The organism is Rhizobium grahamii (assembly GCF_009498215.1).
Classification (GTDB): domain Bacteria; phylum Pseudomonadota; class Alphaproteobacteria; order Rhizobiales; family Rhizobiaceae; genus Rhizobium; species Rhizobium grahamii_A.
Map to the genome: position 1 here is coordinate 824,928 of NZ_CP043498.1, position 23,546 is coordinate 848,473.

Below are 23,546 nucleotides of genomic sequence, written 5' to 3' on the forward strand. Positions count from 1 at the left end.
GAAATGAAGGTGAAGCATGGCGCGCGAAACCGCTCCCCATATTCTGATCGTCGAAGCTCGTTTCTATGACGATATGGCAGATGCACTCCTCGAAGGCGCGACCTTCGCACTGAAGGAGGCTGGAGCCACTTACGATGTCGTGACCGTGCCGGGTGCTCTCGAGATCCCGCGGCCATTGCCATGGCGCTCGATGGAGCAGACAATGAAGGCACGAACTACGATGGCTATGTCGCCCTCGGCATGGTCATTCGTGGTGAAACCTATCATTTCGATATCGTGTCGAATGAATCTTCGCGCGCGTTGATGGATCTTGCGGTCAGTGAATCGCTTGCTCTTGGCAACGGCATTTTGACAGTTGAGAATGACGAACAGGCATGGGCGCGTGTGCGCCGTTCGGACAAGGACAAGGGCGGCTTTGCTGCTCGTGCGGCTCTCACGATGATCGAGCTGAAAAAGAAGTTGGGTGCATAAAGAATGACGAACGAAAACTCGGAGCGTCCGGTCAAGACGGCCAACCAGCGAGGCGCTGCGCGTCTCGCCGCGGTTCAGGCGCTCTATCAGATGGACATCGGTGGAACCGGCGTCCTCGAGATTGTTGCTGAGTATGAAGCGCATCGCCTTGGTCAGGAGCTCGACGGTGAGACCTACCTGAAGGCCGATGCGTCCTGGTTCCGCTCCATCGTCTCGGGCGTGGTTCGCGAGCAGACGCGCCTCGATCCCTTGATCGCGTCCGCGCTGCAGGACGACTGGGCCTTGTCGCGTCTGGACAGCACGGTTCGCGCCATCCTGCGCGCCGGCGTGTTCGAAATACTCGAGCGCAAGGACGTGCCGGTTGCGGTCATCGTCACCGAATATGTAGAGATCGCTCAGGCCTTCTTCAGTGAAGATGAGCCGAAGCTGGTGAATGCGGTCCTTGATCGCATTGCCAAGCAGGTGCGCGGCGACGCCAAAAAATAGGGCCTGAGCGCTCCCCGCCGAGCGTTCCGCCATTTTGGCCATTCCTCCTTTCCCGTTGCTCCGTAAGGGTTTTCAGCCCTTGCGGGGCTTGACGTCGTTTGTTCCACCACGCAATCTCCACCCGGCGTTGCAGCATTTCTGTGGGAGGAAATCGAGTCGGCGTATTCGCAGCCGGAGAGGGAGTGAGCTCCGGCTCTTTTGGAGGAAAGAGCGAAATGACCATTCTTTTATGCGTAATAGCATGCGGTCTGCTCTCGGTGGTTTATGCCATCTGGGCAACCCGGTCGGTGCTTTCAGCCGATCAGGGCAATACCCGCATGCAGGAGATCGCGGGCTATATCCGCGAGGGCGCGCAGGCCTATCTGACGCGTCAATACAAGACCATTGCCATCGTCGGTATCGTTGTCTTCATTGTAGCCTGGCTGCTACTCTCCGGCACGGCTGCAATCGGCTTCCTGATCGGAGCCGTTCTTTCTGGCGCTGCAGGCTTCATCGGCATGCACGTGTCTGTCCGGGCGAACGTCCGGACCGCGCAGGCCGCATCTCATAGTCTTTCTGCCGGCCTGGAAATTGCCTTCAAGTCTGGAGCCATCACCGGCATGCTCGTTGCCGGCTTGGCCCTTCTCGGCGTTTCCATCTACTTTTTCGTGCTTACCTCGGTGCTCGGACATGAGTCCGGCTCGCGTGAGGTGATCGACTCATTGGTCGCGCTCGGCTTCGGCGCGTCGCTGATCTCGATCTTCGCGCGTCTCGGCGGTGGTATTTTCACCAAGGGCGCCGACGTCGGCGGCGATCTCGTTGGCAAGGTCGAGGCTGGAATTCCGGAAGATGATCCGCGCAACCCGGCGACCATCGCTGATAACGTTGGCGACAACGTTGGCGATTGCGCAGGGATGGCGGCAGACCTTTTTGAGACATACGCTGTGTCGGTGGTCGCGACGATGGTTCTCGCCGCGATCTTCTTTGCGGGTACGCCGACTCTCGAGACGGCGATGATCTACCCGTTGGCCATTTGCGGCGCGTGCATCATCACCTCGATCGTCGGCACGTTCTTCGTCAAGCTCGGCAGCAACGGGTCGATCATGGGCGCTCTCTACAAGGGGCTCATCGTGACCGGCCTGCTGTCGATCGTCGGGCTTGGGCTTGCGACCTCGCTGACGATTGGATGGGGATCCGTCGGAACGCTCGGCGGTGTCGAGACGACGGGAACCGATCTCTTCATTTGCGGTCTGGTGGGTCTGGTCGTCACGGCATTGATCGTCGTGATCACCGAATACTACACCGGCACGAACAAGCGCCCGGTGAATTCGATCGCTCAGGCCTCGGTCACTGGCCACGGAACCAACGTCATCCAGGGGCTTGCCGTCTCGCTTGAATCGACGGCACTCCCGGCGATCGTCATCGTCGGCGGCATCCTGGCGACCTATCAGCTCGGCGGTCTTTTCGGCACCGGCATTGCCGTTACCGCCATGCTCGGGATTGCCGGCATGATCGTGGCTCTCGATGCCTTCGGTCCGGTGACGGACAACGCGGGTGGCATTGCGGAAATGTCCCATCTGCCGCCTGAAGTACGCAAGTCGACCGACGCGCTCGATGCTGTCGGCAATACGACGAAGGCCGTCACCAAGGGCTACGCGATCGGCTCGGCCGGTCTCGGCGCCCTGGTCCTGTTTGCCGCTTATTCTTACGATCTCAAGTACTTTGCCGCCAACGGCGACAAGTATCCGTATTTTGCAGGCATCGGCGACATTTCATTCGACCTCTCAAATCCCTATGTCGTCGCCGGATTGATCTTCGGTGGCCTCATCCCCTATCTCTTCGGTGGCATCGCAATGACGGCGGTCGGTCGCGCGGCCGGTGCCATCGTCGAAGAGGTTCGCCGGCAGTTCAAGGAGAAGCCCGGCATCATGCAGGGCACCGAGCGGCCTGACTACGGCAGGGCCGTGGACCTTCTGACGAAGGCGGCGATCCGGGAAATGATCATTCCGTCGCTCCTGCCTGTTCTCGCGCCTATTGTCGTCTACTTCGGCGTGCTGGTGATCTCGGGCTCCAAGGCATCTGCCTTCGCAGCGCTCGGCGCATCGCTCCTCGGCGTGATCATCAACGGTCTCTTCGTCGCAATCTCGATGACCTCGGGCGGCGGCGCATGGGACAATGCCAAGAAGTCCTTCGAGGACGGTTTCGTCGACAAGGACGGCGTTCGCCACATGAAGGGATCGGAAGCCCACAAGGCTTCAGTGACCGGCGATACTGTCGGCGACCCCTACAAGGATACGGCCGGTCCTGCCGTGAACCCGGCGATCAAGATCACCAACATCGTCGCGCTGCTTCTGCTGGCAATTCTGGCGTAACAGCATTTCGACAGGACAAAGAAAAACCCGCCGGAGCGATCCGGCGGGTTTTTGATTGGTGTGGCGCCTTTTAGCGAAGGCTGCCGGGGTTCTGCGGCGAGGCCTGGGTGCTGGTGCCGAAGAGGCCCTTGGCCATATTCGCGGCGCTGCCACCGGAAAGCAGCTGCTGCAGGAAGGTAAGATCCTTGCCGCCCGTTGGCGTGACGCGCGTGACGGTATCGAAGACCTTGCCATCCTGGAGGGTGTAGTTCGCGCGACGCGCGACGACGCCGTCCTTGTCGAAATAGATCGCCAGAACGCTCTGGTCGACGACCCGCAGCTTCTGGAACGCGACCGAGCGCTCGCGGCGCTGGGAAATATAGTAGAAGACCTCGCCGTCGAAGGTCGCCGTGGTCGACGGCGTACCGAGCGAAAGAAGGACCTGCTCGCGGCTCGATCCTTCCGGGACAAGATTGAGAGACTGCTCGTCGGCAACATAACCGCCGTTCAGGACGGTGCCGGTCTGGCAGCCGGACAACCCGGCGGAAGCGATCATGATGGCAATGGCGGCATTGCTGAGGAATTTTTTGTCAGACTTGAAATACCGTTTCTTCAACGACATCTACTCCCTAAAGATATTCAAAGGCAGCCATTGGCCCGCGAGTGTCGCTGATGCAAAACCATTGTGGCCTTTCCGGGGTCGGATGATCGCCACGGCATCGATCAGTATCCCAGCGCTGTCTGTCGGCGGCGGCCAGCTTCGGCATTGCAATTCGCGCATGCTTCGGTAAACCAGCTTTCAAAATCATGCAACAAGGCCGGACGCTGCTTGGCGCGAAGAATGAGGCCTTTCCGGAAAAAACAATGATCTTCGGGCTCTTTGGCAAGAAAAACAACAATCAAGCAATCGTCGACCGACAATATGCGACGCTGACATCGGCTGCGCGCATGCCGGGTTTCTACGAGCATCAGAACGTCCCCGACACTGTCATGGGACGCTTCGAGATGCTGTCGGCCGTGATGATCCTGTTCTTTCGCAGGACACGTGCCTCGCAGACAAGCGGTCAGGAACTTGCTCAGGAAATTGTCGATGCCTTCTTCGAGGACATCGACTACTCCATTCGCGAGCTAGGTATCGGCGACAATACTGTGCCGAAGCGCATGAAGAAGCTGGCGGGGATGTTTTACGGCCGGCTCGAATCCTATTCGAAGGCCATGGATGCTGGAGACGCCGAGGCCTTGGCAACCGCCCTCGGGCGCAATATTCACCCCAAGGCGGTCGAAGCGATCGATATGAGCGGTTTGGCCGGTTGGATGTTTCAGGCCGAAGCGCATCTGTCCGCTCAGTCCGAAGACGTGATCGCAACGGGCTCGGCAACGCTCCCGGCCGTTGCGTGAGGAGACAACTATGACGAAATCACACGACGAAGTACCCTTTTCCTACCTCGTGAAGGTCGGCCACATCTCCGCCAATCCGGTTGATGTGCACCTTGAGGCTGATGCAAGGGAGCTGAAGGCACTGGCAGAGACATGGGATGTGCTTTCGGTCGAAGCCCTCCGCGCCGACCTGCAGATTTCCCGCTGGAAGCGCGACGGCGTGCGCGTGAAGGGCAGGGTTAAGGCGAATATCGTCCAGGAATGCGTCGTCACCCTGGAGCCCGTGCCGTCGGCAATCGACGAAACCTTCGAGCAGATCTTCGTTCCCGAGAATTCGAAGCTGGCGCGTCGCCCGGCAAATGATGCCGGCGAAATGGTCCTTGATCCCGATGGCCCCGATTTGCCGGAAAGCTTCGTCGGCGATACGATTGATGCGGGAGAGGTGGTTACGGAGTTCGCTGCCCTGGCGATCGATCCTTACCCGCGCAAGGAGGGGATCGAGTTCGACGGTCACATAGAGGACACAGGCGAGAACGATAAAAAGCCATCCGCCTTTGCCGTGCTGAAGGACTGGAAAAAGGACTGAAAGCCTTTGGCTATTTGACACAATTCAGTTGTATGCGACGGGAAAACCGGTATTTTGGCCGAAATTTCGCTCTCTTTGGGCGAAAAATAAGGATCAGGGACGCGTGATCAGAATTTCTCTCGACCTCATGGGTGGCGACTTTGGTCCCCAGGTTGTCATCCCCGGTGCCGCCAAGGCGCTGGAAAGACATCCCGATATTACGTTCGTGATGTATGGTTTGAAGGAACAGTGCGAGCCCGTTCTCAATCAGTTTCCGAAGGTAAAAGAGAAGTCGGTTTTCCACGACTGCGAACTTGCTGTGCGTATGGACGAGAAGCCGAGCCAGGCTCTCCGCCGCGGACGCTACGTCTCGACGATGTGGCGCTCCATCGAAGCGGTGAAGACGAAGGAAGCCGACGTCGCGGTTTCGGCCGGGAATACCGGCGCGCTGATGGCGATGGCCAAGTTCTGTCTGCGCACGATGGCGAATATCGAACGTCCGGCGATCGCCGCGATCTGGCCGACCCTCAAGGGTGAGAGCATCGTGCTGGACGTGGGCGCGACGATCGGCGCCGATTCTCAACAATTGATGGATTTCGCGCTCATGGGTGGCGCCATGGCGCGTGCATTGTTCGATGTCGAGCGCCCGACGATCGGCCTTCTGAATGTCGGCGTTGAGGAGATCAAGGGGCAGGAAGAGGTTCGCGAAGCCGGACGCCTGCTTCGCGAAGCCAACCTCGATTCGCTTGAGTATTTCGGCTTCGTCGAAGGCAATGATCTGGGCAAGGGAACGGTCGACGTCGTCGTCACCGAAGGCTTCTCCGGAAATATCGCGCTGAAGGCTGCCGAAGGCACCGCGCGCCAGATCGGCGAATATCTGCGGGCGGCGATGTCGCGTACCTTGTTGGCAAGGATCGGCTATCTCTTTGCGAAGGGCGCATTCGACATGCTCCGCGAGAAGATGGATCCGAGCCGGGTCAACGGCGGCGTCTTCCTTGGGTTGAATGGCGTGGTCATCAAGAGCCATGGCGGAGCCAATGCCGACGGGATCGCGGCCGCGATCGAGGTCGGCTATGACATGGCCAAGAATGGCCTCAATCAGAAAATAGAAAACGATCTTCAAAAATATCATGCCAAGCGGCAGCCCCCTATCGGGCCGGAAGCCGCGTGAGCGACGGGGTTTAAGCAATATGATCCGTTCAGTGGTTCGTGGTTTCGGGGCGGCGCTTCCGAAGCGCGTAATGACAAATCGCGACATGGAAGATGTCGTTGATACCTCCGACGAATGGATCGTCCAGCGTACGGGTATCCGCCAGCGTTATATCGCCGGTGACGATGAGACGACGTCGTCGCTCGGCGAAGCGGCCGCGCGCGCGGCGCTCGACAATGCAGGCCTGACGCCTGCTGATATCGATCTCATCATCTGCGCCACCTCGACGCCCGATAATACCTTCCCGGCGACAGCCGTGAACATTCAAAACCGGCTGGGCATGACCCACGGCTTTGCCTTCGACGTTCAGGCTGTCTGCACCGGGTTCGTCTATGCCGTGACCACGGCGGATGCCTACATCCGCGGCGGTCTGGCCAAGCGTGTTCTCGTGATCGGCGCTGAAACCTTCTCCCGCATTCTCGATTGGAACGACCGCACGACCTGCGTTCTGTTCGGCGATGGCGCGGGCGCGATCGTACTTGAGGCGGGCGAGGGCGCCGGCACGACGGCGGATCGCGGCGTTCTGACCGCGCACCTTCGCTCCGACGGCTCACACAAGGACAAGCTTTACGTTGACGGTGGTCCGTCGAGCACCGGAACGGTTGGCAAGCTTCGCATGGAGGGCCGTGAGGTCTTCAAATATGCGGTTGGCATGATCACCGACGTCATCGAGGCCGCGTTCAAGGCGACCGGTACGACGTCAGACGATCTCGACTGGCTTGTCCCGCATCAGGCCAACCGCCGCATCATCGACGGTTCGGCAAAGAAGCTGAACATTGCGCCTGAAAAGGTCGTCGTGACCGTCGATCTGCACGGCAACACCTCGGCTGCTTCGATCCCGTTGGCGCTGGCGACGGCGGCTGCTGACGGTCGTATCAAGCAGGGCGATCTGGTGATGCTGGAGGCCATGGGCGGCGGCTTCACTTGGGGCGCTGTACTGCTGCGCTGGTAGTGCATCCAAAAACCGAAAAAACTGACAACGAACAAGAGCTTGACCGTAAGGCGCAAGACAAATAATCTTCGCTCGTTTCATAAATATCTTAGGCGATGGGCGGGGAAACCATGACCGGAAAAACAGTGACGCGAGCAGATTTGGCAGAGTCCGTTTTTCGCAAGGTTGGTTTGTCCCGAACAGAGTCGGCGGAACTCGTTGAGACCGTCATCGACGAGATCTGCAACGCGATCGTTCGCGGCGAAACAGTCAAGCTGTCCTCTTTCGCGACGTTTCAGGTTCGCGACAAGAACGAGCGGATCGGCCGCAACCCGAAGACCGGCGAAGAAGTGCCGATCTCGCCGCGTCGCGTGATGACCTTCAAGGCATCCAACGTCCTGAAGACACGCATCCTCAAGGCGCATACCTCCCGCAAGGCCAAGCTGAAGCCGGCAAGCCCCGCTCCCTGAGGTTTTTCGGATGCGCGCGCAGGCCAGACGGCCGGGCGCGTCGCTATTCCCTCAGTGATCTGTGCGCTTGTCGAAGACGTGACTTGAATTCACGTCGGCAAACCGTTGAAATATGATGAGTCGCGAAGGCATGTTCGCGTCGCTACCGTCGACGGTGGCGTTCCATGGGTATGCCCGGACAGCCTCAAGAGAGCGTAGGGAGTAAGATGTTGGACAAGAGCCCGGATGCTTTCCGCACCATCAGCGAGGTGGCGGACGATCTCGATCTTCCGCAACATGTCCTCCGTTTCTGGGAGACGCGATTCCCGCAGATCAAGCCGATGAAGCGTGGCGGCGGACGCCGCTATTATCGCCCTGAGGATATCGACCTTCTCAAGGGCATACGCCATCTGCTCTACGATCACGGCTACACGATCAAGGGCGTGCAGAAGCTCTTGAAGACGAACGGCAACAAGTTCGTCATCTCCATCGGCCACGGTGACCTTGCAAGCGTGCAGGCGCTGACCGGGCATCAGGACGCGGAAGGTGATCCGCGCGTTGCCATGGCAGAGGAAGATCAGGTCGTTGGCCGCGCCAAGCCGCCGATCACGCGCCGCTTCTTCAATTTCGTCGGTGGAGACGAGGAATCTCCGGAAGTCTCGATCGGCAAATCGAGTGTCGGCAAGGAGGATCGGGCCTTGTTGCAGGAAGCGCTTTACGACCTGCTCGAGTGCAAGCGTCTTCTCGACCAGGTCCGCTAGTACGCCGACCTGTGGGTGATAACCTTTCCGGATCAGCTCCGGGGAGGGCTCTCTTGCCAAAGCTCTAAGGAAATTCCCGTGTCTGCATCTCGCGCCATATTCGACAAGCCGTACGAAGCCTTTCTGTTCGACATGGACGGAACGCTTCTCAATTCGATTGCCGTCGTCGAGCGCGTTTGGACGGGATGGGCGGTGAGACACGGCATAGAGCCTGAGGTCTTCCTCAAGACCATTCACGGCATTCGCGCGGTTGACGTCATCAAGCAACTGGCATTGCCGGGTGTTGATCCGGTCGTGGAAGCGAAGCTGCTGCTCGACGAGGAAATGGAAGACGTGGACGGTATCCTGGCTATACCGGGCGCAGTGGCCTTCCTCGAAGGGATACCCCGGGAACGTTGGGGGATCGTCACATCCGCGCCGATAGAACTTGCAAAGCGCCGCATGACCGCTGCGGGGATTCCGACACCTGCGATGTTGGTGAGTGGCGAAGAAGTCTCCGCCGGTAAGCCGAGCCCTGAAGGCTATCTCCTGGGCGCTCGTCGTCTCGGCGTCGATCCCGCGAAGTGCCTGGTATTCGAGGACGCCGTCGCCGGCATCCTGGCTGGGGAGTCCGCCGGCGCGGATGTGACCGTCATCACGGCCACCCACGCCACGCCTTTCGAGACGCCGCATTTTTCGACGCCTGATTATCTCGGGCTCCGCGTCGCTTCGACCGAAGGATCGGTCAGCCTTAAGCGTTAATTCTTGCGCTGAAGCGCCTGCCTGCGCATCCGCTCGAATGCGGCCATCATTCTCGCTTTCACGAAGGCAAGGGTGCCGAGCTCGTGGCCGCAGGTGAAGCAGGTGACAATGTCGCTGTTACGCGGCTCGGCATGCTCGAATTTCATGCGGGTGTTTCTGCACTTGGGGCAGGGGATTTCAATCTGCATATCAAAGGCTCCTCTATAAGGCTCTCCTTAGTCAGGAGCAGCGGCTTGAGCAAGAGTTTTGGCTGCTCTGTCAGCGGTGCGAGATAAGCCGTGACCATTCCGCCGGATAGAAGCCGGCCGGATGCCACCGACGACCTATGGCAAAAACAAGTGAAGGCAGTGCTGTCCGCATGTCTCCAGTGTTTGGATAAGCCCTTTTATTTCAAGCGTCCGCATTTTTCGCTTGCACGGAAAAAGCCAAAAGACTAACAGGATCAGGCCGTAAAGGCAGGTCGGGGCGTAGCGCAGCCCGGTAGCGCACTTGACTGGGGGTCAAGGGGTCGCAGGTTCATTATGTGGGCCGGTGATTTTGTTCAGACTTGCATAACTGGTCGTGACGGAATGTAGCGCAGTCTGGTAGCGCACTTGACTGGGGGTCAAGGGGTCGTCGGTTCAAATCCGGCCATTCCGAGGTTTAGAAAGGGTCAGTTGGCATTCTGCTGACTGGCCCTTTTAGTTTTTTGCACTGTTCATGAGACGCAGATCGGAGCCACGCAATGTGGCATTGGTTGTAAAACGGTGAACCGGAGCAATTTATGCCTATCTTGTCCGCCGACCAGGCGGACACCGCTTTTCTTCGAACTTAGATGGACCGACCATGGGTATGGCTGAGGGAGAGTCCATCTTTCGGTCGAAGAACAAAAAATCAAAGAAGTCGGGCGACAGCCCGTCAATTCGAAAAATCGAATTATTCTGAAACCTAAAACTGTTCACTTGATCGAGTGAAGTTGGAGTTTTTGCTTTCCGATTGTTCAGAGACCGCTGCGAGACTGAACACAATGAACATGTTTTGCCGTAGGCGACGTGAACCGTTAGGGCAAGCATTATACAAAATTCCGGAGTAGCTGGCGCTCAGAAGGAAGTGTGACGGGCTTGCGATAGTCTCGCCAGCTTCTCTTCAGCTTTGTCCAGCTTGAGCTTTAGCTCGTCAATCTGCTTTGTTGCGGACACGAGCTGCGTGCCGAGGACTTGGATGATCTGTTCTTTTGTCCGAACCTCCGCGCGGCTTTTAAGAAGATGAAATTGAACCGTGGTGCGCTTGGTCGCTGTGTCACTTTGAGGGTAACCCTCGGAGTTTTGATAGGGGAGAATTGCGTTCCTGACCTTAGGATAAGGGGTTTCTTCTGTCGCGATTGCAGTTCTGGAGCGTCCGGCTTCCTTTGCGACGTTTGTGACGTTGAGCTTCAACTTTCCAAGGCTTGCGAGCTTGATCAGATCGGGGTGGGTTACATTTCCGGATTTGATTCGATTGATGGCCGGAGATAGTCCTGCTCTGTTTTTTCTGACATTGCTCAACTCAGCTCGTCTGCGGGTACACGCAATGCTAGGCAGTAGTTTCTTGCGACCGTCATTCTCTGGTGCATTGCCTCAGCCAGCAGCAGTTCACCAGCTGCTAGCATGTCCTGCCATCCTTTTCGCCGCCTTTTGAACGTCGAGAGCCAGTATGGCCGGTGTCGAGCGGCGACGATGTAGTTTGAGCAGCTGCCACAGGTGTCGTTGCTTCTGTCCGCAAACAGGGGCCGGTCGTCCGTCAAGTTAACTTTTCCCTTCGAACGAATATGGCAGAGGGCGCTTTCCCAGCGGTAGAAGCAATCGCCGTGCGTACCGCTCCAAATGCGGATGCCTTCATGTGCGAGTTCCCGCCTTATGGTTACAGCAATATCCTCAGGGTCGTTGCTTTCCAGAGAGAGGCGTTTTAGCGCTGCGGCAAGCTGGTCTACGACCTTCGATTGGTATGGTTGCTCACCAAAGATCATGCGAGCGACGTCCTGCGCCGCCTGATTCATCGCCTCGTCCTCGATGAGCTGCAAGAGCTTTGCATCATTTCCGAAATAGGCGCTTTCAATTAGGTGGTCGGACAAGTGTTGATAATGCAACTGTACCTCTGGGATCGCATCGGGGTCCGACTTGATCACGTCTTGAGAGAACTTTTTGCGCCATTGCGCTCGGTTAATTCGCCAGGATCGAAGCTTGTCGGGAATGGCGACATGGCGGCGTATGAAATTGTTCTCATGGTTCAGGAGTGTCTTCGTTTGCACGCGAGTGACAGTGTGAGTACGACGAGCAAACCCACTAGCTCTTTTTGCGGAAAGCCAGAGATCGGTGGTACCTGATAAAGCTCGCCAAAAAGAATAGACTTTCGTTAGAACAATGGCGGCGCGAACTGGAGGCGGGAGATAGTCTGTTCCCCTTGGACGCATGCCCGCGACCCATTCGCAGTCAACGGGTTCCTTGCGGCCTTTGGTCAACTTCCCTTTGATGTAGAAGACTTCGTTGAGGCCGATTTGCGATGGCCTAATCTCGATGCAGGCTGGCAGGCCAGTTTCAGAAAGCGGCAGCGCTTTGAGGCTCGCGCCTTCAGATGATCGAAGACCGGTAAGTCCATGGATGGTGATTCCACAAGCGCCGACAAGGTCTTCCGTTAGGTCACTAAGTTGCTGTAGCGGCGATTGCTGAACAATTCTCTCCCCATGCTCGGAATCGACGCGGACTGGTAGCGATGCAACTAGAGGCGGTCGCCATTCGGCGTCGCGTCCTCCAATGTTGAAGCGAAAGCCCGTAAGCCCAGTGTTGATAGGTTTTGTATAATCGTTGCTGTTCCACGACGCCACACGACGGAAAAGGAAAGACTGAAGTTCAATGGCATTTAGAATGTCTACGGAGAAGTGATCGACCCATTGAATTGCTTCCTGGATGACGGGTCGTGCAATCTCGTCAGGAACGGGTTTGACGCTCCCAAAGTCGTCGAGGTTCAATCGTTTGCAAATGCTCCTGCCGGTCTCGCCTCCAAGTGGATCAGCGGCAATAACCATGTCTGGGATGCTGTGAAAGAGGCTTGACTGTTGATAAAGACGTCGAGGAACATCCAAGTACGCCGCGATGGTGGTCAGCGTTCGCTTTTCAACAGTCTCGTCAGCAAGTATGCTCACCGCATAGTCTTGGTAAGACGAGAAAGCTTGAGTTCCTATCTCTCGATAGTGAGAGTACCCTTCTGCATACATCCAGTGAGTAAAGAACCGAAGGCGATCCCCAAACAAAGTGAGTGTGAGGTCGCTCGCTTTCGTGCCAGTCACATTCTCAATTCGAAGTGATGCCAAAAATCTCCGGCCCGCGCCGATCAATTTTTGCCATCGTGGGCATTGCCAGTGGTGCTCTGTACAATATAGGGCCCAATTCAGAGATGGATATCGTGATCCGGGGTTCGCGGTATCAAAGTGCCATGTTCGGTCGAACCACCAGGACCTTTCACTAAACTTTGTGACTGAAAGTTCAGCATCAGGTAGAAGGAAAATGGGATCAGGATTGCGTGTTCCTTGTCGTGACGACATCAATCTATCTCCGGCAAAGGCGACAGCTTAAGGTTCGCAGCCGCAGCGATGGCATTCGGATCGAAATTCCGTAACCAGAAATCTCGCAATGCATCGACCTGAGGCTTCCAGTATACGAGCCATCGAGCTTCCAGGCATTTGAATCGGTGATCGTTGAGTAGGGACAACAGCTCAGCCAGCCGGTAAGCTGCCTTTGACGATTGGCAGTCGACAGTGGCGTTGGGGCAGGCTGGACACCTACCGTAGGCCGTGCACATCCGACCGGGTATCTGATCTCGATAGGGCGAGTTCAGTGGTTCGATACACAAAAATCCGGGTGTGACAGCCGTCTTTTCAGCCTTGGTCAGCCCTTTACCCCGGGTATCGGATTTGCCAAGCGTTGCGAGATTGCGTTCCCTTACCGCCATCTCAAAGGCGATTTTCTCACGCCGCACTCGTTTAGCGGCGGCTGGATCATAGTGGGTTTGAGTTGTGCGGATTTGCTCGTGATGAAGCAATTCTGAAGCAGCATTGATATCCGCACCTACTAAAATTGGCGCGGTGGACTTTAATTGGGAGAGCGAGAAGTGCTTGAGCTTGTTTCGTTTAATGAAGGCCATGAGGCATTTATAGAAAAGGCGAGACTCGTTCTGGCTGGTAAACGCTTTCGGTCTTCCTTGTCCGTCGACGAATAAAAATATTCGGCGAGAAAACTTTGGGTCTACAAGAGTGCGTGTGTACGCGGTGTGCTTGTTGAGGAGCCGTAGCAGGTTGTGCGAGGAAAAGTAATAAGGATCATTTTTCCGAAACGTTCTCACCTGAAGAACGTCGCCACGCGGCTTATTTGCTTCGATCCTTCCCCGTTTATCTGACGTCAGGGCGTCCCCGACGTCATCCCATGTCAATAGAATGTGGCTGTCGACGGCAAACAGGTTCGTCATCTCTAACAGGATGACAAAAGGAATTATTGTCGCAGATGTGAAGTGAAGGTGCTCGCGAATAAACACCCTGTTGATTTTTCTGCCGTGGGTAGCGCGTTCGAACCCCCGCATTTCGGTCGCAAGACTGCCGTGCTCCCAGGCTCTAATTTTGTCGGCGTGCAAATAGGCCTGAATGCAAGCGTCCAAGGAATAGAATTTTTTCTCAATCCAAGAACAAACGTCAAGCCTTGGGTCGGGCCTCTCTTTGAGAGTATCACCATATTCTAGCTGCTTTATCGTTCGTCGAATTTCTCTTTGACAGGCGGCAATCAGAAGACGCATGTCGGCTTCCGACAGAGCTTCGCGATGTTTGATTGCCTTGTGTGATCCCGGCTTCGGGTTGGGTTTGAATATGACGCCGTTGACGTCCTTCGAGTAGGAGGGAGAGGTAGAAAGAAACTCGACGATCAACCTGATGCGATTGTAGATCGCTGGTATAGAGGTCTCTCCCAAAATACCTTTCGCACTTGGCAAAGTTGCGAGTTTAAATTCGCCAGACAGCCACTCCAGATAGTCATTCCCAATCTTTCCGTTAAGTTGCGCGAGTTTTGCGACGTTTTGTCCGAACGACTTTTGGAGTCCATCAAGGAATGTCGTTAGGAAAAGTTTTGCGTGAGACTCGTCTTTTTTAACCGATGATTTTGCTTTCCCGTTGGAAGACCCGATGAAACCTGTCGCGATGGCCCGGGTGATCTCTGGTCGTTTTCGAAATGCTTCCGAAAAGTCAGCCTGGTAGATGCCTCCGCCCTTTACCGAAACGTTTGCGAAAAGTTCCTTTTCAGTAATCGTTAGTTGTGGCTGATACAGTTCATTTTCGGTTCGCGACTGAACCGCATCCCAAAGGTGGGAGCCTTTCCGCTTTGAGGTCATTCGACGTCCTCGTGGAAGTTATAGCTCCGCAAAACAGTTTCATAAGCATCTGCGATATCAGGTTCATCCAACGCCAGCGATCCTCCGTAGGTGTCGACAGTTGTCGAGAGCCATGAGTGCCCCAGCAGCATTTGGATGACCTTAAAGGGAGCTGAATTTCCGTGGCGGCGTAATCCGTCGGCTATCACGGCAACGAATGTGTGGCGGAGATGATGGATAGAGTGTTTGGGGGAAAGGACGATCTCGGTCTTTGGCGATCCACCCTCTCGGAACGGCTTGCCATCTGCATCAAACAGCACTCTATCCTCCGCCTTTAGCACGCCCGCCTTCCGGACGCCCTCTACGAAAGACCGACCGAGGGTATCGGCGGAGGCTGCATTGCCGAGGTCCCGGTGGTTCGATTCAATGCCGTTCAAAAAAATTTTGTTGGGAGGAGCCCAGCCTGGCCCCTTTATCTTAAGCGCCAACGTGATGATTTGGGCGCGTGTCGTCTCGATGTATTTGATGATGCGAGAGACGAGAGGGCGCGGCACTAGGACCGTGCGCTGGACATTCCCCTTTCCTACGACCGTATGCTCAACAAGAAATCGGTCTGGTCGCTCCCGCAACTCAAGTTCCCAGTTCAGAACGTCGGTCATGGTGAGAGCAACAGCATCTTCAAGGCGTCCACCGATCAGGAACAAATATTCGGCTACAGTTCGATCCCGTGTGGGTGACGCTGTATTCTCCTCCGGGGATGGTCCAAGCACGGTTAGAATTTGCCGCAACGACCGCAAATCGATGAATTTAACTTTGACCACTTTCGTCCCACGAGACGCTTTGCCTTTGTAGCGGTGTGGTGACGATGCGGAGTCGCAAATGAACCCCTTCGTGATGCAGAACTCGTAGAAATGCTTAACAGTCCCAATGCGTCTGGCGATGGTGGAAGGGGAAAAGGTTTTGCGTGTGATCCAAGAGACGCCAGATGACAAAATCGAGTGGTAAAACTCCATGTCGCTGGTGGTCGCATCCCTCCAGGTGATGCCTTTGTAATCGCAATACATCTCATAATTAGCTAGGTCGTCGGCATAGCTGTTGGCGGTGTTGAAGAGATTTCGCCTATCCTTCGCATGATTGAGAATGAAGAGATTCATTTCGGTAAGCGGCTTGAACCAACGGTCAAAAAGGAGGGTCACCCCATCCGGTATCCCGGTGTTTGCGGTTGGATCATTTAGGGATTTGATCCGATGGACTGGTTGGGAGAATTCTGCGTCGAAGTCGCTTCCTGGTGAGCCTTCATCCCAGAGATTTTCAGCGCTGCGCATCTACGCCGCTCCTCATTGTTGCCAATGCCAGGTGAATTGCGAAAGCGAAGAAACGCCAAGCGATGAGTTCAAATTACAAACGATGGGTGCACATGGGGCACGCCGGATTGTGCGTGGCAATTGCTGCCTCTTGGATGAGGAATGTGCATTCCCCATAGAGAACTTCGGGATTTGGCAATGTCTGTATCCGTTGCATCAATTCGTAAATGTAACGCTGGCGGATCGCAGACGGGTTGATGCTGCTGGGAAGGCCTAGCTCCTCGCTGACGCGGCGAAAATGGTGTCGCAACAAACGCAGTGTTACCGGACGTCCGTTGGGAAGAAGGAAGAGCTTTACTGGCTCCAGTTGTCCTCCAGCTCGATGGACCCGTGAGACAATTTCGTTCCGTTCTTGCGAAATATAGGTCGCCAAAAAGGAAGCCTCTTTGGTTGTGAAAACCAATTGCTTCCTAGTTCGGTCTGGACGTGTGATGAAATGTTCGAGACGCTCAATCCGGAACACTCGGTCAATGCTTTCCACCACAACCTTGATCGTCCATTCGAGTACGTCAGCTGCACGCCGACCTTCCATTGCTAAGAAGCACGCGGTTGACTGAAGGATTGGAGGAAGGTGCTCAATAACCCGGCACACGGCCGATATGGCGGGGAGATTTGGGTTGGCGGCTAGTCGCTTTTGAAGATTTCGAGGGAGAGTCCTCATGTCGGTGATGCCTCGTTAGAATATCGTAGTGGTGAACCTCGACGATTACCGTAAAGCTGATGAAAATAATCCGTCAACAGAGAATATTGTAGAGCATCTGTGAGGCATGTGCGTTTATCTAAAATGGATCTGTTCAAAATATACTTAATTGTACTTCTACGAAATTTCAAAGAATTCCTTGAGGCTGGAAAAAACCCAAGGAAATACATTTTTTAATTAATTTCCTTGTAAGTATTGTTTGAAGTTTCTGCAGGCAATTGAACTACGACGTGCTAGAAGACACCTAGTGGAAGTCAATGATTGACTATCAAGCAAGTTTTGAGGTGCGGAAGCTTATAAGGTTACTTTGTTTTGAACTTGGATAGACCGCGACAGCGAGACCAGCCAGCGCTTCCAGCGGTGGTGAAAAAAGTTGTGAGGGTTCGAGTTCGGCGCACGCTATCCATTGATTGTCGCGCTGAAACGCTAGGGCCTGGTGCGAGATGTTTGGTGAACGGACGCCAAGTGACGAATCGATCTTCGCGCAACCTTGAATTTGGGGCCATTCGGAGCCAACTTGTCGACGCATCGATACACAAGCAGCGACCCCACGGCCGGTGGCTCGCAAGAACGATGCTGCGAACCGGCGTCTTCAATGGATGCACACTCAAATCAAGCGTTCGCGAACTGGCATTCACCGAACAGTTTTCAAGCGGTCTGTCACGTCGACCACGCCATCGATCTCCCAGATAGCCTCCCGGGTGGCCACCCAGGGTCATGTAAAGCTCGGCCAGCGGCGAAGTTGCCGTGTCCACAGCACTTCTAAGGTCGCTGCCCGCACTTGGAAGGGATGCGGGCAGCGTCTGGTCCGTCAAGTCAGAGATGCCATGAACTCGGGACCGAGGATCATTTCGATGGCCTGAATTTGCTTCACCGACCAATTCGCCGAGCTGCTTCCAGGGTGTTCTTCATCAGCATCGCGATGGTCATAGGGCCTACACCCCCTGGCACAGGAGTGATCGCCGAGGCTTTGGCATAGCACTCGTCGTACGCCACATCGCCGACCAAGGCCTTCTTCTCACCGCGCGAAACGCGATTGATGCCGACGTCGATGATCAACGCCCCGGGCTTTATCCAGTCACCTTTCACGAACTCTGGCCGTCCTACCGCTGCGACGACGATGTCTGCGTCTCTCACCAATGATGGCAGGTCTGCGGTCCTGGAGTGCGCAATGGTTACTGTGGCATTCGCAGCGAGGAGCAGTTGGGCCATTGGCTTGCCGACAATATTCGAACGGCCGATGACGATTGCTCGCTTGCCAGAAAGATCAGCTCCAAGACGTTGCTGGATAAGGAGGGCGCAGCCTGCCGGTGTGCAAGGTACGATGGTGCTCCCGGTAGAGCCGATGGCCAGACGCCCGGCGTTGATCTCGCTGAAGCCATCAACGTCCTTACTAGGCGTGACCGTTTGAATGACGCGTTCAGCGTCCAGTCCTGCCGGGAGGGGAAGCTGTATGAGGATGCCATGGATTTCGTCATCGTCGTTCAAGGTTTTCACCAGCTCGATGACTTCGGCCTGGTTTGACTTCGCATCAAGTGCGTATGTTCTTGATAGGAAGCCACAGTCGTCCGCCATCCTGCCCTTGGAGGTAACGTAAACAGTGCTGGCGGGATCGTCGCCGACCATCACCACTGCAAGACCAGGTTTGATACCCCGAGCAGCCAATGCTGCAGTTTCGCGTTTCACATCTTCGATCAGAACTGATGCGGCAAGCTTTCCGGAAATGATCTTGTCGTCGTTCATTGAGACCTCCCTGTCGATATGGAAGGAGCGATCAATCGCCAATGGTATACTCAAGTCCAGATGGAGGTGACCTCAAGTCTGAGAGATATTGCAGGGATAATGATTGGAATCTTGCATAAATTCCCTCAGAGATTCTCGGATACGTAGATTTTGAACGGAAGGAATGTCTGCGTTGAAATTTGTTCGGCTGGCTCAAGTACCGATGTAACCATGAGCGACATCAGTTTCGAGCAGAGTGATCCGACAGGCGTGGCTATGACCATGGTGACGAGATCATCCGTCAAGGCGGAGCGAGATTCTGGCGTCAGCTCGTTCACGACGACCGCGTTTCGATTGTCTGCTCGGGAGCAACCGTCTTTGCCTCTCCTCGAAAGAAACCTGCTTTGTCAGCTTGGTCGGGTTTACCTAAGAGAAGTGACCAGTGCTCTTTCATGAGGCGTGCCTTCAAGAAAAGCAGGATTGCGATGGCGAAATGGACGGTCGAAAACTTCGCGGACTTCTCGAATTCGCTAATCGCCTTTTCCAGGAACTCAAACGCGCTCTTCACAAGCGAGTGGAAACGACGTCGTCCGATAGGATTGCGCTTTGGCTTTTTGGTTTTGACGGCACGTGCGACGTCCTTGGCGTCAAAATTTCGCCCTGACGGCGGTAAATGAGGGGTCTACGATAGGGGTGATCCACTCCCGGATCGATACGATTTCTTCTGCCGCCTCATATCGGAGACAGTTCATCGCAATATGAACCCCCATCATAGCCATGGCCGCAGACTGGCCTTTGACTTGGTAACGAGAGCCGTCGACAGCGAATGTCGCTCGGTGCGGGCTGAACTCCAATCGAATAGTGCTGAACACCGATGGATGAGCGACCATTAACAGGTGTTCGACCCCTCTGACTGACGTTGTCCAAGCGTTGTCGACGCCACGCTCTTTGATTTGATCATACGTTTCATTTAGCGATGTCGGTGGCCACAGCTCGCTCGATATCAGGGCCTGAACCTTCCGATCCAAAAACCTGCCTGGTTTTCCAGTTGCCAAATCTGACATGATCTCCGCATAGCTGATCTTTCGAGTGGGTTTGTGAATCGGCTGTTTCCGATGTTCTTCTATCAGAAGCCGACCTTCTTCAGCGTCTTCGTCGGCCTGGTTAGCCCAGGCGTGCCAACCAAACGAGCGGTACAGCCTCCCCTTCAGCGATCTCTTCATTGTAGGTCCATTCCCTGTGCATAGGGTTCTTCAGAGCATGCGAATATGCCAGCGCAAGCGATGAAAATCGCCAAGGCCACGGGCCCAAGACGCTTTCATGGCATCAGCAAAGTCCTTGAGTGACGGTATGTCGTCCTTTCAAATTCAAGTGGCTCTGGCGTCACTGCCACAGGTTTACGTCGATTTTCTCTCGGTGTGGGAACAGCGTAATCAGGCAAAGCCGAAAGATAAGCCAGCACGCGTATGCGGAGTCTGGTCCATAAGGATTTCCGTCCGTCATCAGTCCGTGAGCGACTTGGTGCCTGATGGTGGGCCCCGGTTGATCTAGAAATACCTTTTCGATATCTGCAACGAAAGCCGCGCCAAAAACTTCGAGTAACTCCGACTTCATCTGATCGAACATCGCCGAGATGGTTAGGTCCTGCTGCGTCTTTGTGGCGTTGTCGAAAGTCGAAACGTCGTATCCGCGCCCCTTCAGAACGTGCCTGATTGATGCTTCGAGTAGGGGCGTTAGGATATATAGGCCACTGACGGGATCGCCCTGGAAGAAGCGCTGGAAACCTCGACCGTATGTTCGAAGCAATTCTGCGGGGACAAAGTTGCTGTGACGCAGCAGCGCAACGAGCGTTCCGTCAGTGATATAGTAGCTCTCATTGATCAAACGGCGAGCGGTTTGGATGTCACCCTCAGCAAATATCTGCCTCCGGATACGCTCTGCCTCGGCAACTGTCGATCTCAGCGCCTCGTCAGTGGGAGCCGACATCAGATCGACGTTCTCGGACCGATAGGAAACCTTGCCGTCTCGATCATGGAAGGATGTTGAGAAAATCGACGAAAAAGGATTGTCGTTGATACTCCGCTGCGCCTCTGTTCGCAGTTCGTCCGGCGTGGGTGATTGAGACATGTCCGCGAAGTAAAAAAGCATGTCGCGTAAGCAAAGTCCCTCGAAAGACGCTTCTCGCGCCGCAACGATTTCCTTTAAATCGATCTCTTGGGAGAAACTCGTCAGCTCGTCTGAGATGTTCGCCTGAACATCGACAAGCTGATGCCTCAATTCGCGTCGTCGCTCTTTGACGTCTGGAATTCCATGCAGCTCCGAAATTGCATCAGTAAGCAAGCTCGCTGAAAGCATTGCCGAATGTCCGGCTTGAGACATTCTCACACGGGTATCTGCAGCTTCCAACCTGCATCGATAGTGATCCGGCATCGAACCGCCCTTGTGATAAGCCGTGGCTGCGAGGCCGAGTAGGTCGACGCGGTCGTGGCCGTCTGCCACGTTGCTGCGACGGAGCCAATCCTCGCACGAACGGCCAATATCGAGCGATGGTACAATTCCGTACTGTAACGCCAGGTCGGCAAACCGTTGCACGTCTCTGAGATTTGATCCCGTCAATACTTCGCTGAAGAGTTGCTTTACGAGAGACCTGACATCTTCTTCCTCTGGCTTGCCGAGTCCGACGGATCGCATAATGGCTAAGCTCATAGCCCGTTTGAGTAGGTTGCGAGATTGCGCACTGTACGGCGTATTTGATTGATCCAAACGAAATTTTCTGGCACCAGCAGCAACATCCCGGACCGTTTGGCAATAAGCCGATATCGCGGCAAGCCCGAGATCGACACGTCTTCGATCCAGAAGCCAGGCTACGTCGGCCAGACGAGCCTTGAGCGCCACGTCCGAGGTGCGATCAGCCATCAGGGCAACAACGGTTGCACAAGAGCGGAAGTCGTCCGGGATGGCAGACCGCTTACCTTCCATCTGGATCATGGGCCCGAAAGGGTCATTCACGTCACCGGGACGAAAATGGAAGCTGCAAAGCGCCGAAAGAGCCGCGTACACCGATGCGGCACTTTCATCTCCTTCGGTTTTTGCATGCTCCGTAGCCGTCACAAACGGCCGCTGATAATCATAGCAATCAGCGGACGGTACATCTTTGATGAGCTGGTCGAAATCGACTTTCTCAACGTCTTCAGCCGTCGGTGCTTGGTTACCAGGTATTGATCGCTCCGTTTCGGTCGCCGGATCGCCGCTCAACTCAGTCATTTTGATCGTTCCGCCCTCTCTGTGATTTTTTTGACGATTTCTGGTCCTTCCGAGACCGTGCAGAAGACTGTGCTAAGACGGTGGTTACGAGCCGTATCCCGTAGTTTGCTGCCGCGTGACGCACGACGATGAACTGACCAATCAGAGCCAGCAGATATAGAAGCGCGACTTTCCACTCGCTGATGAGGAAGAGCGCCGCAACTCCAAAACCAAGTAGGAACAAGAAGGAAAAAGCCGCATAGTCGCGGGTGAAGAGAAACTCGCGGTGAATTTGTGTAACCGCCGGGTCCGTCTCGATCTGTTTATAAAGTCGATACCACAAGCGATTTTCGTCGGCCGGAGTAGTGGGCAACTCTCCAATCGACTCACGAAGCCGCGCTACATCCACACGAGGATCAGCGACCGCATAGACACTAAAAGCTCGGTGTCCAGGAAGTGCGAAGTTCCAACGCAGAAAAACCAATCGAGCTTTCATGCTCGCATCCAGCAAACCGTTTGCTATCGTTGTGACGATCAGGGCCAAGCCGACAGGCAAGAGATTTGCTGCGCCGGTTAAGAGGCCGGAGACGCCAGAAGCGGCAAACGCGTCTGATTGAGCGACGACGTAGAACAACGCGAAGTTTGCAGCGATTGTTAGCCAGAGCTGCCACCTGATCTGGTCCTTCAACGACTTAGGAGGCACGGAGCTTGTCACGTATACTCCTCGACCTCGGTATAGAAGGGCAAGGGCTCGGCGTTGGAATAACCTTGGCGTGAGGGGAATCCTCCCCAATGAACTTTCGAATTGCCCTGTGTTGCTATCGGTAATCCGCCGCGCCTCGTGAACGCGTTGATAACAATTCGTCTAGGGTGTTTGGCATCATCGGCGGGGGCTGAGATGTAGGCCGCGAACCGGCTGCTGCTACCCTGAGGTAATATGGGTCCAACGAGTCTATTCAATACCGTTGGACCTACGTTGCGCCGACTCCCGTGGTGAGGCACTTGAACGAAGGAAAACTGTCGAAGAGGGAGGCCAATGCGGTCGGCATAGTTGGCGGTCCAGGTTAACCCGTTGATGCCAGTGTCACCAGTGAGCAGTACCCGAGCGTTATTCTCAAAAGTCCCATAAAGCACAACGCTGGATTCATTACTCGCGCTTGTTTGACCTCCATCCTTCAGACGCTCGAACGCCCATGTTTCGGTCGTCCAATCTTGAAGCGCCGCCTTCGCAGCCTCCATGATCCGCTTTACGAGTGACTCTTTACCAAGCCACATTCCCGCCTGTTCAATAGCTGCCTGATCGGGTTCGGGTGTTTTGTCGAATTGAGGAAGGAGAAAATTGTAAGCGGGAACACTTGGAGAGCAAACATGAAATGGTCCGATGTTCTGGCCCTGAAAAGCCCCGTTGATTGTAGTTCCCTGTGCCACCGCCAGGTCATGTATCTCGGATACAATGGAATATTGGTCCTTGATTGCGCGACGTAATCCATCAACAGTCCAACGCTTGTCGGCAAAAAGATGCAATGTGTCCGACGCATGTTCCCAGGGTAGATGAAGCCAGAGGTTTTTGACCTCAATTTCGGCGAGCACCGTCCGAAGGCCGGACGCGTGATCGCCGTCCGAATGAGTTAAAACAACATGCTCCAGGACGGGACGTTGTCCAAAGTGTTTCCTTACGTGAGAAACAATCTGATCACCGGTCTCCGCATGGCCGCCGTCCACCAGCATAAGCTTGTAGTCGAAAGCGTTGCCGTAACGAAGAACAATAGCGTCTCCAGCTTTGGAAGCATCTCCAACCGGCAGAAATTCGATCTCGCAGTGCAAAAGTATAC

20 protein-coding genes, 1 tRNA gene and 1 pseudogene are annotated in these 23,546 nt (G+C 55.2%); 11 read left to right on the forward strand and 11 right to left on the reverse strand.

Going from position 1 to position 23,546, the window contains the following annotated elements:
• The first annotated feature begins 16 nt into the window (after positions 1 to 16).
• The 3 genes and pseudogenes from ribH (at position 17) to FZ934_RS04125 (ending at position 3,308) form a co-directional block, all read left to right on the forward strand.
• Positions 17 to 471, forward strand: a pseudogene (gene ribH, locus FZ934_RS04115) (6,7-dimethyl-8-ribityllumazine synthase).
• 3 nt (positions 472 to 474) lie between these two features.
• Entirely contained in the window at positions 475 to 957 is a 483-nt protein-coding gene (nusB, locus tag FZ934_RS04120; protein ID WP_056825646.1) for a transcription antitermination factor NusB, read from the forward strand.
• Positions 958 to 1,172: 215 nt separating this feature from the next.
• A complete protein-coding gene (locus tag FZ934_RS04125) occupies positions 1,173 to 3,308 on the forward strand; it encodes a sodium-translocating pyrophosphatase (RefSeq protein ID WP_153270041.1) in 2,136 nt (711 codons plus the stop codon).
• 70 nt (positions 3,309 to 3,378) lie between these two features.
• Here FZ934_RS04125 and FZ934_RS04130 read toward each other — a convergent pair whose 3' ends face one another.
• A complete protein-coding gene (locus FZ934_RS04130) occupies positions 3,379 to 3,909 on the reverse strand; it encodes an outer membrane protein assembly factor BamE (RefSeq protein WP_153270042.1) in 531 nt (176 codons plus the stop codon).
• 185 nt (positions 3,910 to 4,094) lie between these two features.
• On the opposite strand from FZ934_RS04130, the gene FZ934_RS04135 reads away from it, so the two are divergent.
• From FZ934_RS04135 to FZ934_RS04165, 7 genes are all read left to right on the forward strand, one after another.
• Complete coding sequence (locus FZ934_RS04135) at positions 4,095 to 4,685, forward strand: ubiquinol-cytochrome C chaperone family protein (RefSeq protein WP_153270043.1); 591 nt, start codon at positions 4,095 to 4,097, stop codon at positions 4,683 to 4,685.
• A 10-nt stretch (positions 4,686 to 4,695) separates the two neighbouring features.
• Positions 4,696 to 5,250, forward strand: coding sequence for a YceD family protein (locus FZ934_RS04140; RefSeq protein WP_153270044.1), 555 nt, complete (start codon positions 4,696 to 4,698; stop codon positions 5,248 to 5,250).
• Positions 5,251 to 5,353: 103 nt separating this feature from the next.
• Positions 5,354 to 6,400: a phosphate acyltransferase PlsX gene (gene plsX, locus FZ934_RS04145; RefSeq protein WP_153270045.1), complete on the forward strand. Its 1,047-nt coding sequence runs from the start codon at positions 5,354 to 5,356 to the stop codon at positions 6,398 to 6,400.
• Positions 6,401 to 6,419: 19 nt separating this feature from the next.
• A complete protein-coding gene (locus FZ934_RS04150) occupies positions 6,420 to 7,391 on the forward strand; it encodes a beta-ketoacyl-ACP synthase III (RefSeq protein ID WP_153270046.1) in 972 nt (323 codons plus the stop codon).
• Between the two features lie 110 nt (positions 7,392 to 7,501).
• Positions 7,502 to 7,840: an integration host factor subunit alpha gene (locus FZ934_RS04155; protein WP_056825658.1), complete on the forward strand. Its 339-nt coding sequence runs from the start codon at positions 7,502 to 7,504 to the stop codon at positions 7,838 to 7,840.
• Between the two features lie 206 nt (positions 7,841 to 8,046).
• The gene (locus tag FZ934_RS04160) at positions 8,047 to 8,580 is read left to right on the forward strand and encodes a MerR family transcriptional regulator (protein WP_153270047.1); all 534 of its coding nucleotides are present in this window, start codon (positions 8,047 to 8,049) and stop codon (positions 8,578 to 8,580) included.
• A gap of 78 nt (positions 8,581 to 8,658) precedes the next feature.
• Positions 8,659 to 9,321, forward strand: coding sequence for an HAD family hydrolase (locus FZ934_RS04165; protein ID WP_153270048.1), 663 nt, complete (start codon positions 8,659 to 8,661; stop codon positions 9,319 to 9,321).
• Here FZ934_RS04165 and FZ934_RS04170 read toward each other — a convergent pair.
• The gene (locus FZ934_RS04170; protein ID WP_153270049.1) at positions 9,318 to 9,509 is read right to left on the reverse strand and encodes a hypothetical protein; all 192 of its coding nucleotides are present in this window, start codon (positions 9,507 to 9,509) and stop codon (positions 9,318 to 9,320) included. The genes FZ934_RS04165 and FZ934_RS04170 overlap by 4 nt on opposite strands.
• A 377-nt stretch (positions 9,510 to 9,886) precedes the next feature.
• Here FZ934_RS04170 and FZ934_RS04175 point away from each other — a divergent pair.
• A tRNA-Pro gene (locus FZ934_RS04175) sits at positions 9,887 to 9,960 on the forward strand.
• Between the two features lie 440 nt (positions 9,961 to 10,400).
• Here FZ934_RS04175 and FZ934_RS04180 read toward each other — a convergent pair.
• The 9 genes from FZ934_RS04180 to FZ934_RS04220 all read right to left on the reverse strand — a co-directional run bounded on the left by FZ934_RS04180 (position 10,401) and on the right by FZ934_RS04220 (position 23,538).
• Complete coding sequence (locus FZ934_RS04180; protein WP_153270050.1) at positions 10,401 to 10,844, reverse strand: hypothetical protein; 444 nt, start codon at positions 10,842 to 10,844, stop codon at positions 10,401 to 10,403.
• Entirely contained in the window at positions 10,841 to 12,670 is a 1,830-nt protein-coding gene (locus FZ934_RS04185) for a hypothetical protein (protein ID WP_153270051.1), read from the reverse strand. Before FZ934_RS04185 ends, FZ934_RS04180 begins: the two co-directional genes overlap by 4 nt.
• A 206-nt stretch (positions 12,671 to 12,876) precedes the next feature.
• The gene (locus FZ934_RS04190) at positions 12,877 to 14,706 is read right to left on the reverse strand and encodes a hypothetical protein (protein WP_153270052.1); all 1,830 of its coding nucleotides are present in this window, start codon (positions 14,704 to 14,706) and stop codon (positions 12,877 to 12,879) included.
• On the reverse strand, positions 14,703 to 16,010 hold the full coding sequence (locus FZ934_RS04195) for a tyrosine-type recombinase/integrase (protein ID WP_153270053.1): 1,308 nt from the start codon (positions 16,008 to 16,010) through the stop codon (positions 14,703 to 14,705). Before FZ934_RS04195 ends, FZ934_RS04190 begins: the two co-directional genes overlap by 4 nt.
• 1,609 nt (positions 16,011 to 17,619) lie before the next feature.
• On the reverse strand, positions 17,620 to 18,492 hold the full coding sequence (locus FZ934_RS04200) for a bifunctional 5,10-methylenetetrahydrofolate dehydrogenase/5,10-methenyltetrahydrofolate cyclohydrolase (protein ID WP_153270054.1): 873 nt from the start codon (positions 18,490 to 18,492) through the stop codon (positions 17,620 to 17,622).
• 626 nt (positions 18,493 to 19,118) lie between these two features.
• The gene (locus tag FZ934_RS04205) at positions 19,119 to 19,694 is read right to left on the reverse strand and encodes a hypothetical protein (protein WP_153270055.1); all 576 of its coding nucleotides are present in this window, start codon (positions 19,692 to 19,694) and stop codon (positions 19,119 to 19,121) included.
• 160 nt (positions 19,695 to 19,854) lie between these two features.
• Positions 19,855 to 21,735: a DUF4209 domain-containing protein gene (locus FZ934_RS28020; RefSeq protein ID WP_246737836.1), complete on the reverse strand. Its 1,881-nt coding sequence runs from the start codon at positions 21,733 to 21,735 to the stop codon at positions 19,855 to 19,857.
• Entirely contained in the window at positions 21,728 to 22,429 is a 702-nt protein-coding gene (locus tag FZ934_RS04215) for a hypothetical protein (protein ID WP_153270056.1), read from the reverse strand. The genes FZ934_RS28020 and FZ934_RS04215 overlap by 8 nt, the downstream gene beginning before the upstream one ends.
• Positions 22,426 to 23,538 carry an MBL fold metallo-hydrolase gene (locus tag FZ934_RS04220; protein ID WP_153270057.1) on the reverse strand — a complete coding sequence of 371 codons (1,113 nt, stop codon included), beginning with the start codon at positions 23,536 to 23,538 and terminating at the stop codon, positions 22,426 to 22,428. Before FZ934_RS04220 ends, FZ934_RS04215 begins: the two co-directional genes overlap by 4 nt.
• Positions 23,539 to 23,546: the final 8 nt, after the last annotated feature.

Bases quoted from the DNA above. Each gene is read 5' to 3' on its own strand.
- nusB (WP_056825646.1), top strand. From the start codon at position 475: ATGACGAACGAAAACTCGGAGCGTCCGGTCAAGACGGCCAACCAGCGA.
- FZ934_RS04125 (WP_153270041.1), top strand. From the start codon at position 1,173: ATGACCATTCTTTTATGCGTAATAGCATGCGGTCTGCTCTCGGTGGTT.
- FZ934_RS04130 (WP_153270042.1), bottom strand. From the start codon at position 3,909: ATGTCGTTGAAGAAACGGTATTTCAAGTCTGACAAAAAATTCCTCAGC.
- FZ934_RS04135 (WP_153270043.1), top strand. From the start codon at position 4,095: ATGCAACAAGGCCGGACGCTGCTTGGCGCGAAGAATGAGGCCTTTCCG.
- FZ934_RS04140 (WP_153270044.1), top strand. From the start codon at position 4,696: ATGACGAAATCACACGACGAAGTACCCTTTTCCTACCTCGTGAAGGTC.
- FZ934_RS04150 (WP_153270046.1), top strand. From the start codon at position 6,420: ATGATCCGTTCAGTGGTTCGTGGTTTCGGGGCGGCGCTTCCGAAGCGC.
- FZ934_RS04155 (WP_056825658.1), top strand. From the start codon at position 7,502: ATGACCGGAAAAACAGTGACGCGAGCAGATTTGGCAGAGTCCGTTTTT.
- FZ934_RS04160 (WP_153270047.1), top strand. From the start codon at position 8,047: ATGTTGGACAAGAGCCCGGATGCTTTCCGCACCATCAGCGAGGTGGCG.
- FZ934_RS04170 (WP_153270049.1), bottom strand. From the start codon at position 9,509: ATGCAGATTGAAATCCCCTGCCCCAAGTGCAGAAACACCCGCATGAAA.
- FZ934_RS04190 (WP_153270052.1), bottom strand. From the start codon at position 14,706: ATGACCTCAAAGCGGAAAGGCTCCCACCTTTGGGATGCGGTTCAGTCG.
- FZ934_RS04195 (WP_153270053.1), bottom strand. From the start codon at position 16,010: ATGCGCAGCGCTGAAAATCTCTGGGATGAAGGCTCACCAGGAAGCGAC.
- FZ934_RS04200 (WP_153270054.1), bottom strand. From the start codon at position 18,492: ATGAACGACGACAAGATCATTTCCGGAAAGCTTGCCGCATCAGTTCTG.
- FZ934_RS04205 (WP_153270055.1), bottom strand. From the start codon at position 19,694: ATGAAGAGATCGCTGAAGGGGAGGCTGTACCGCTCGTTTGGTTGGCAC.
- FZ934_RS28020 (WP_246737836.1), bottom strand. From the start codon at position 21,735: ATGACTGAGTTGAGCGGCGATCCGGCGACCGAAACGGAGCGATCAATA.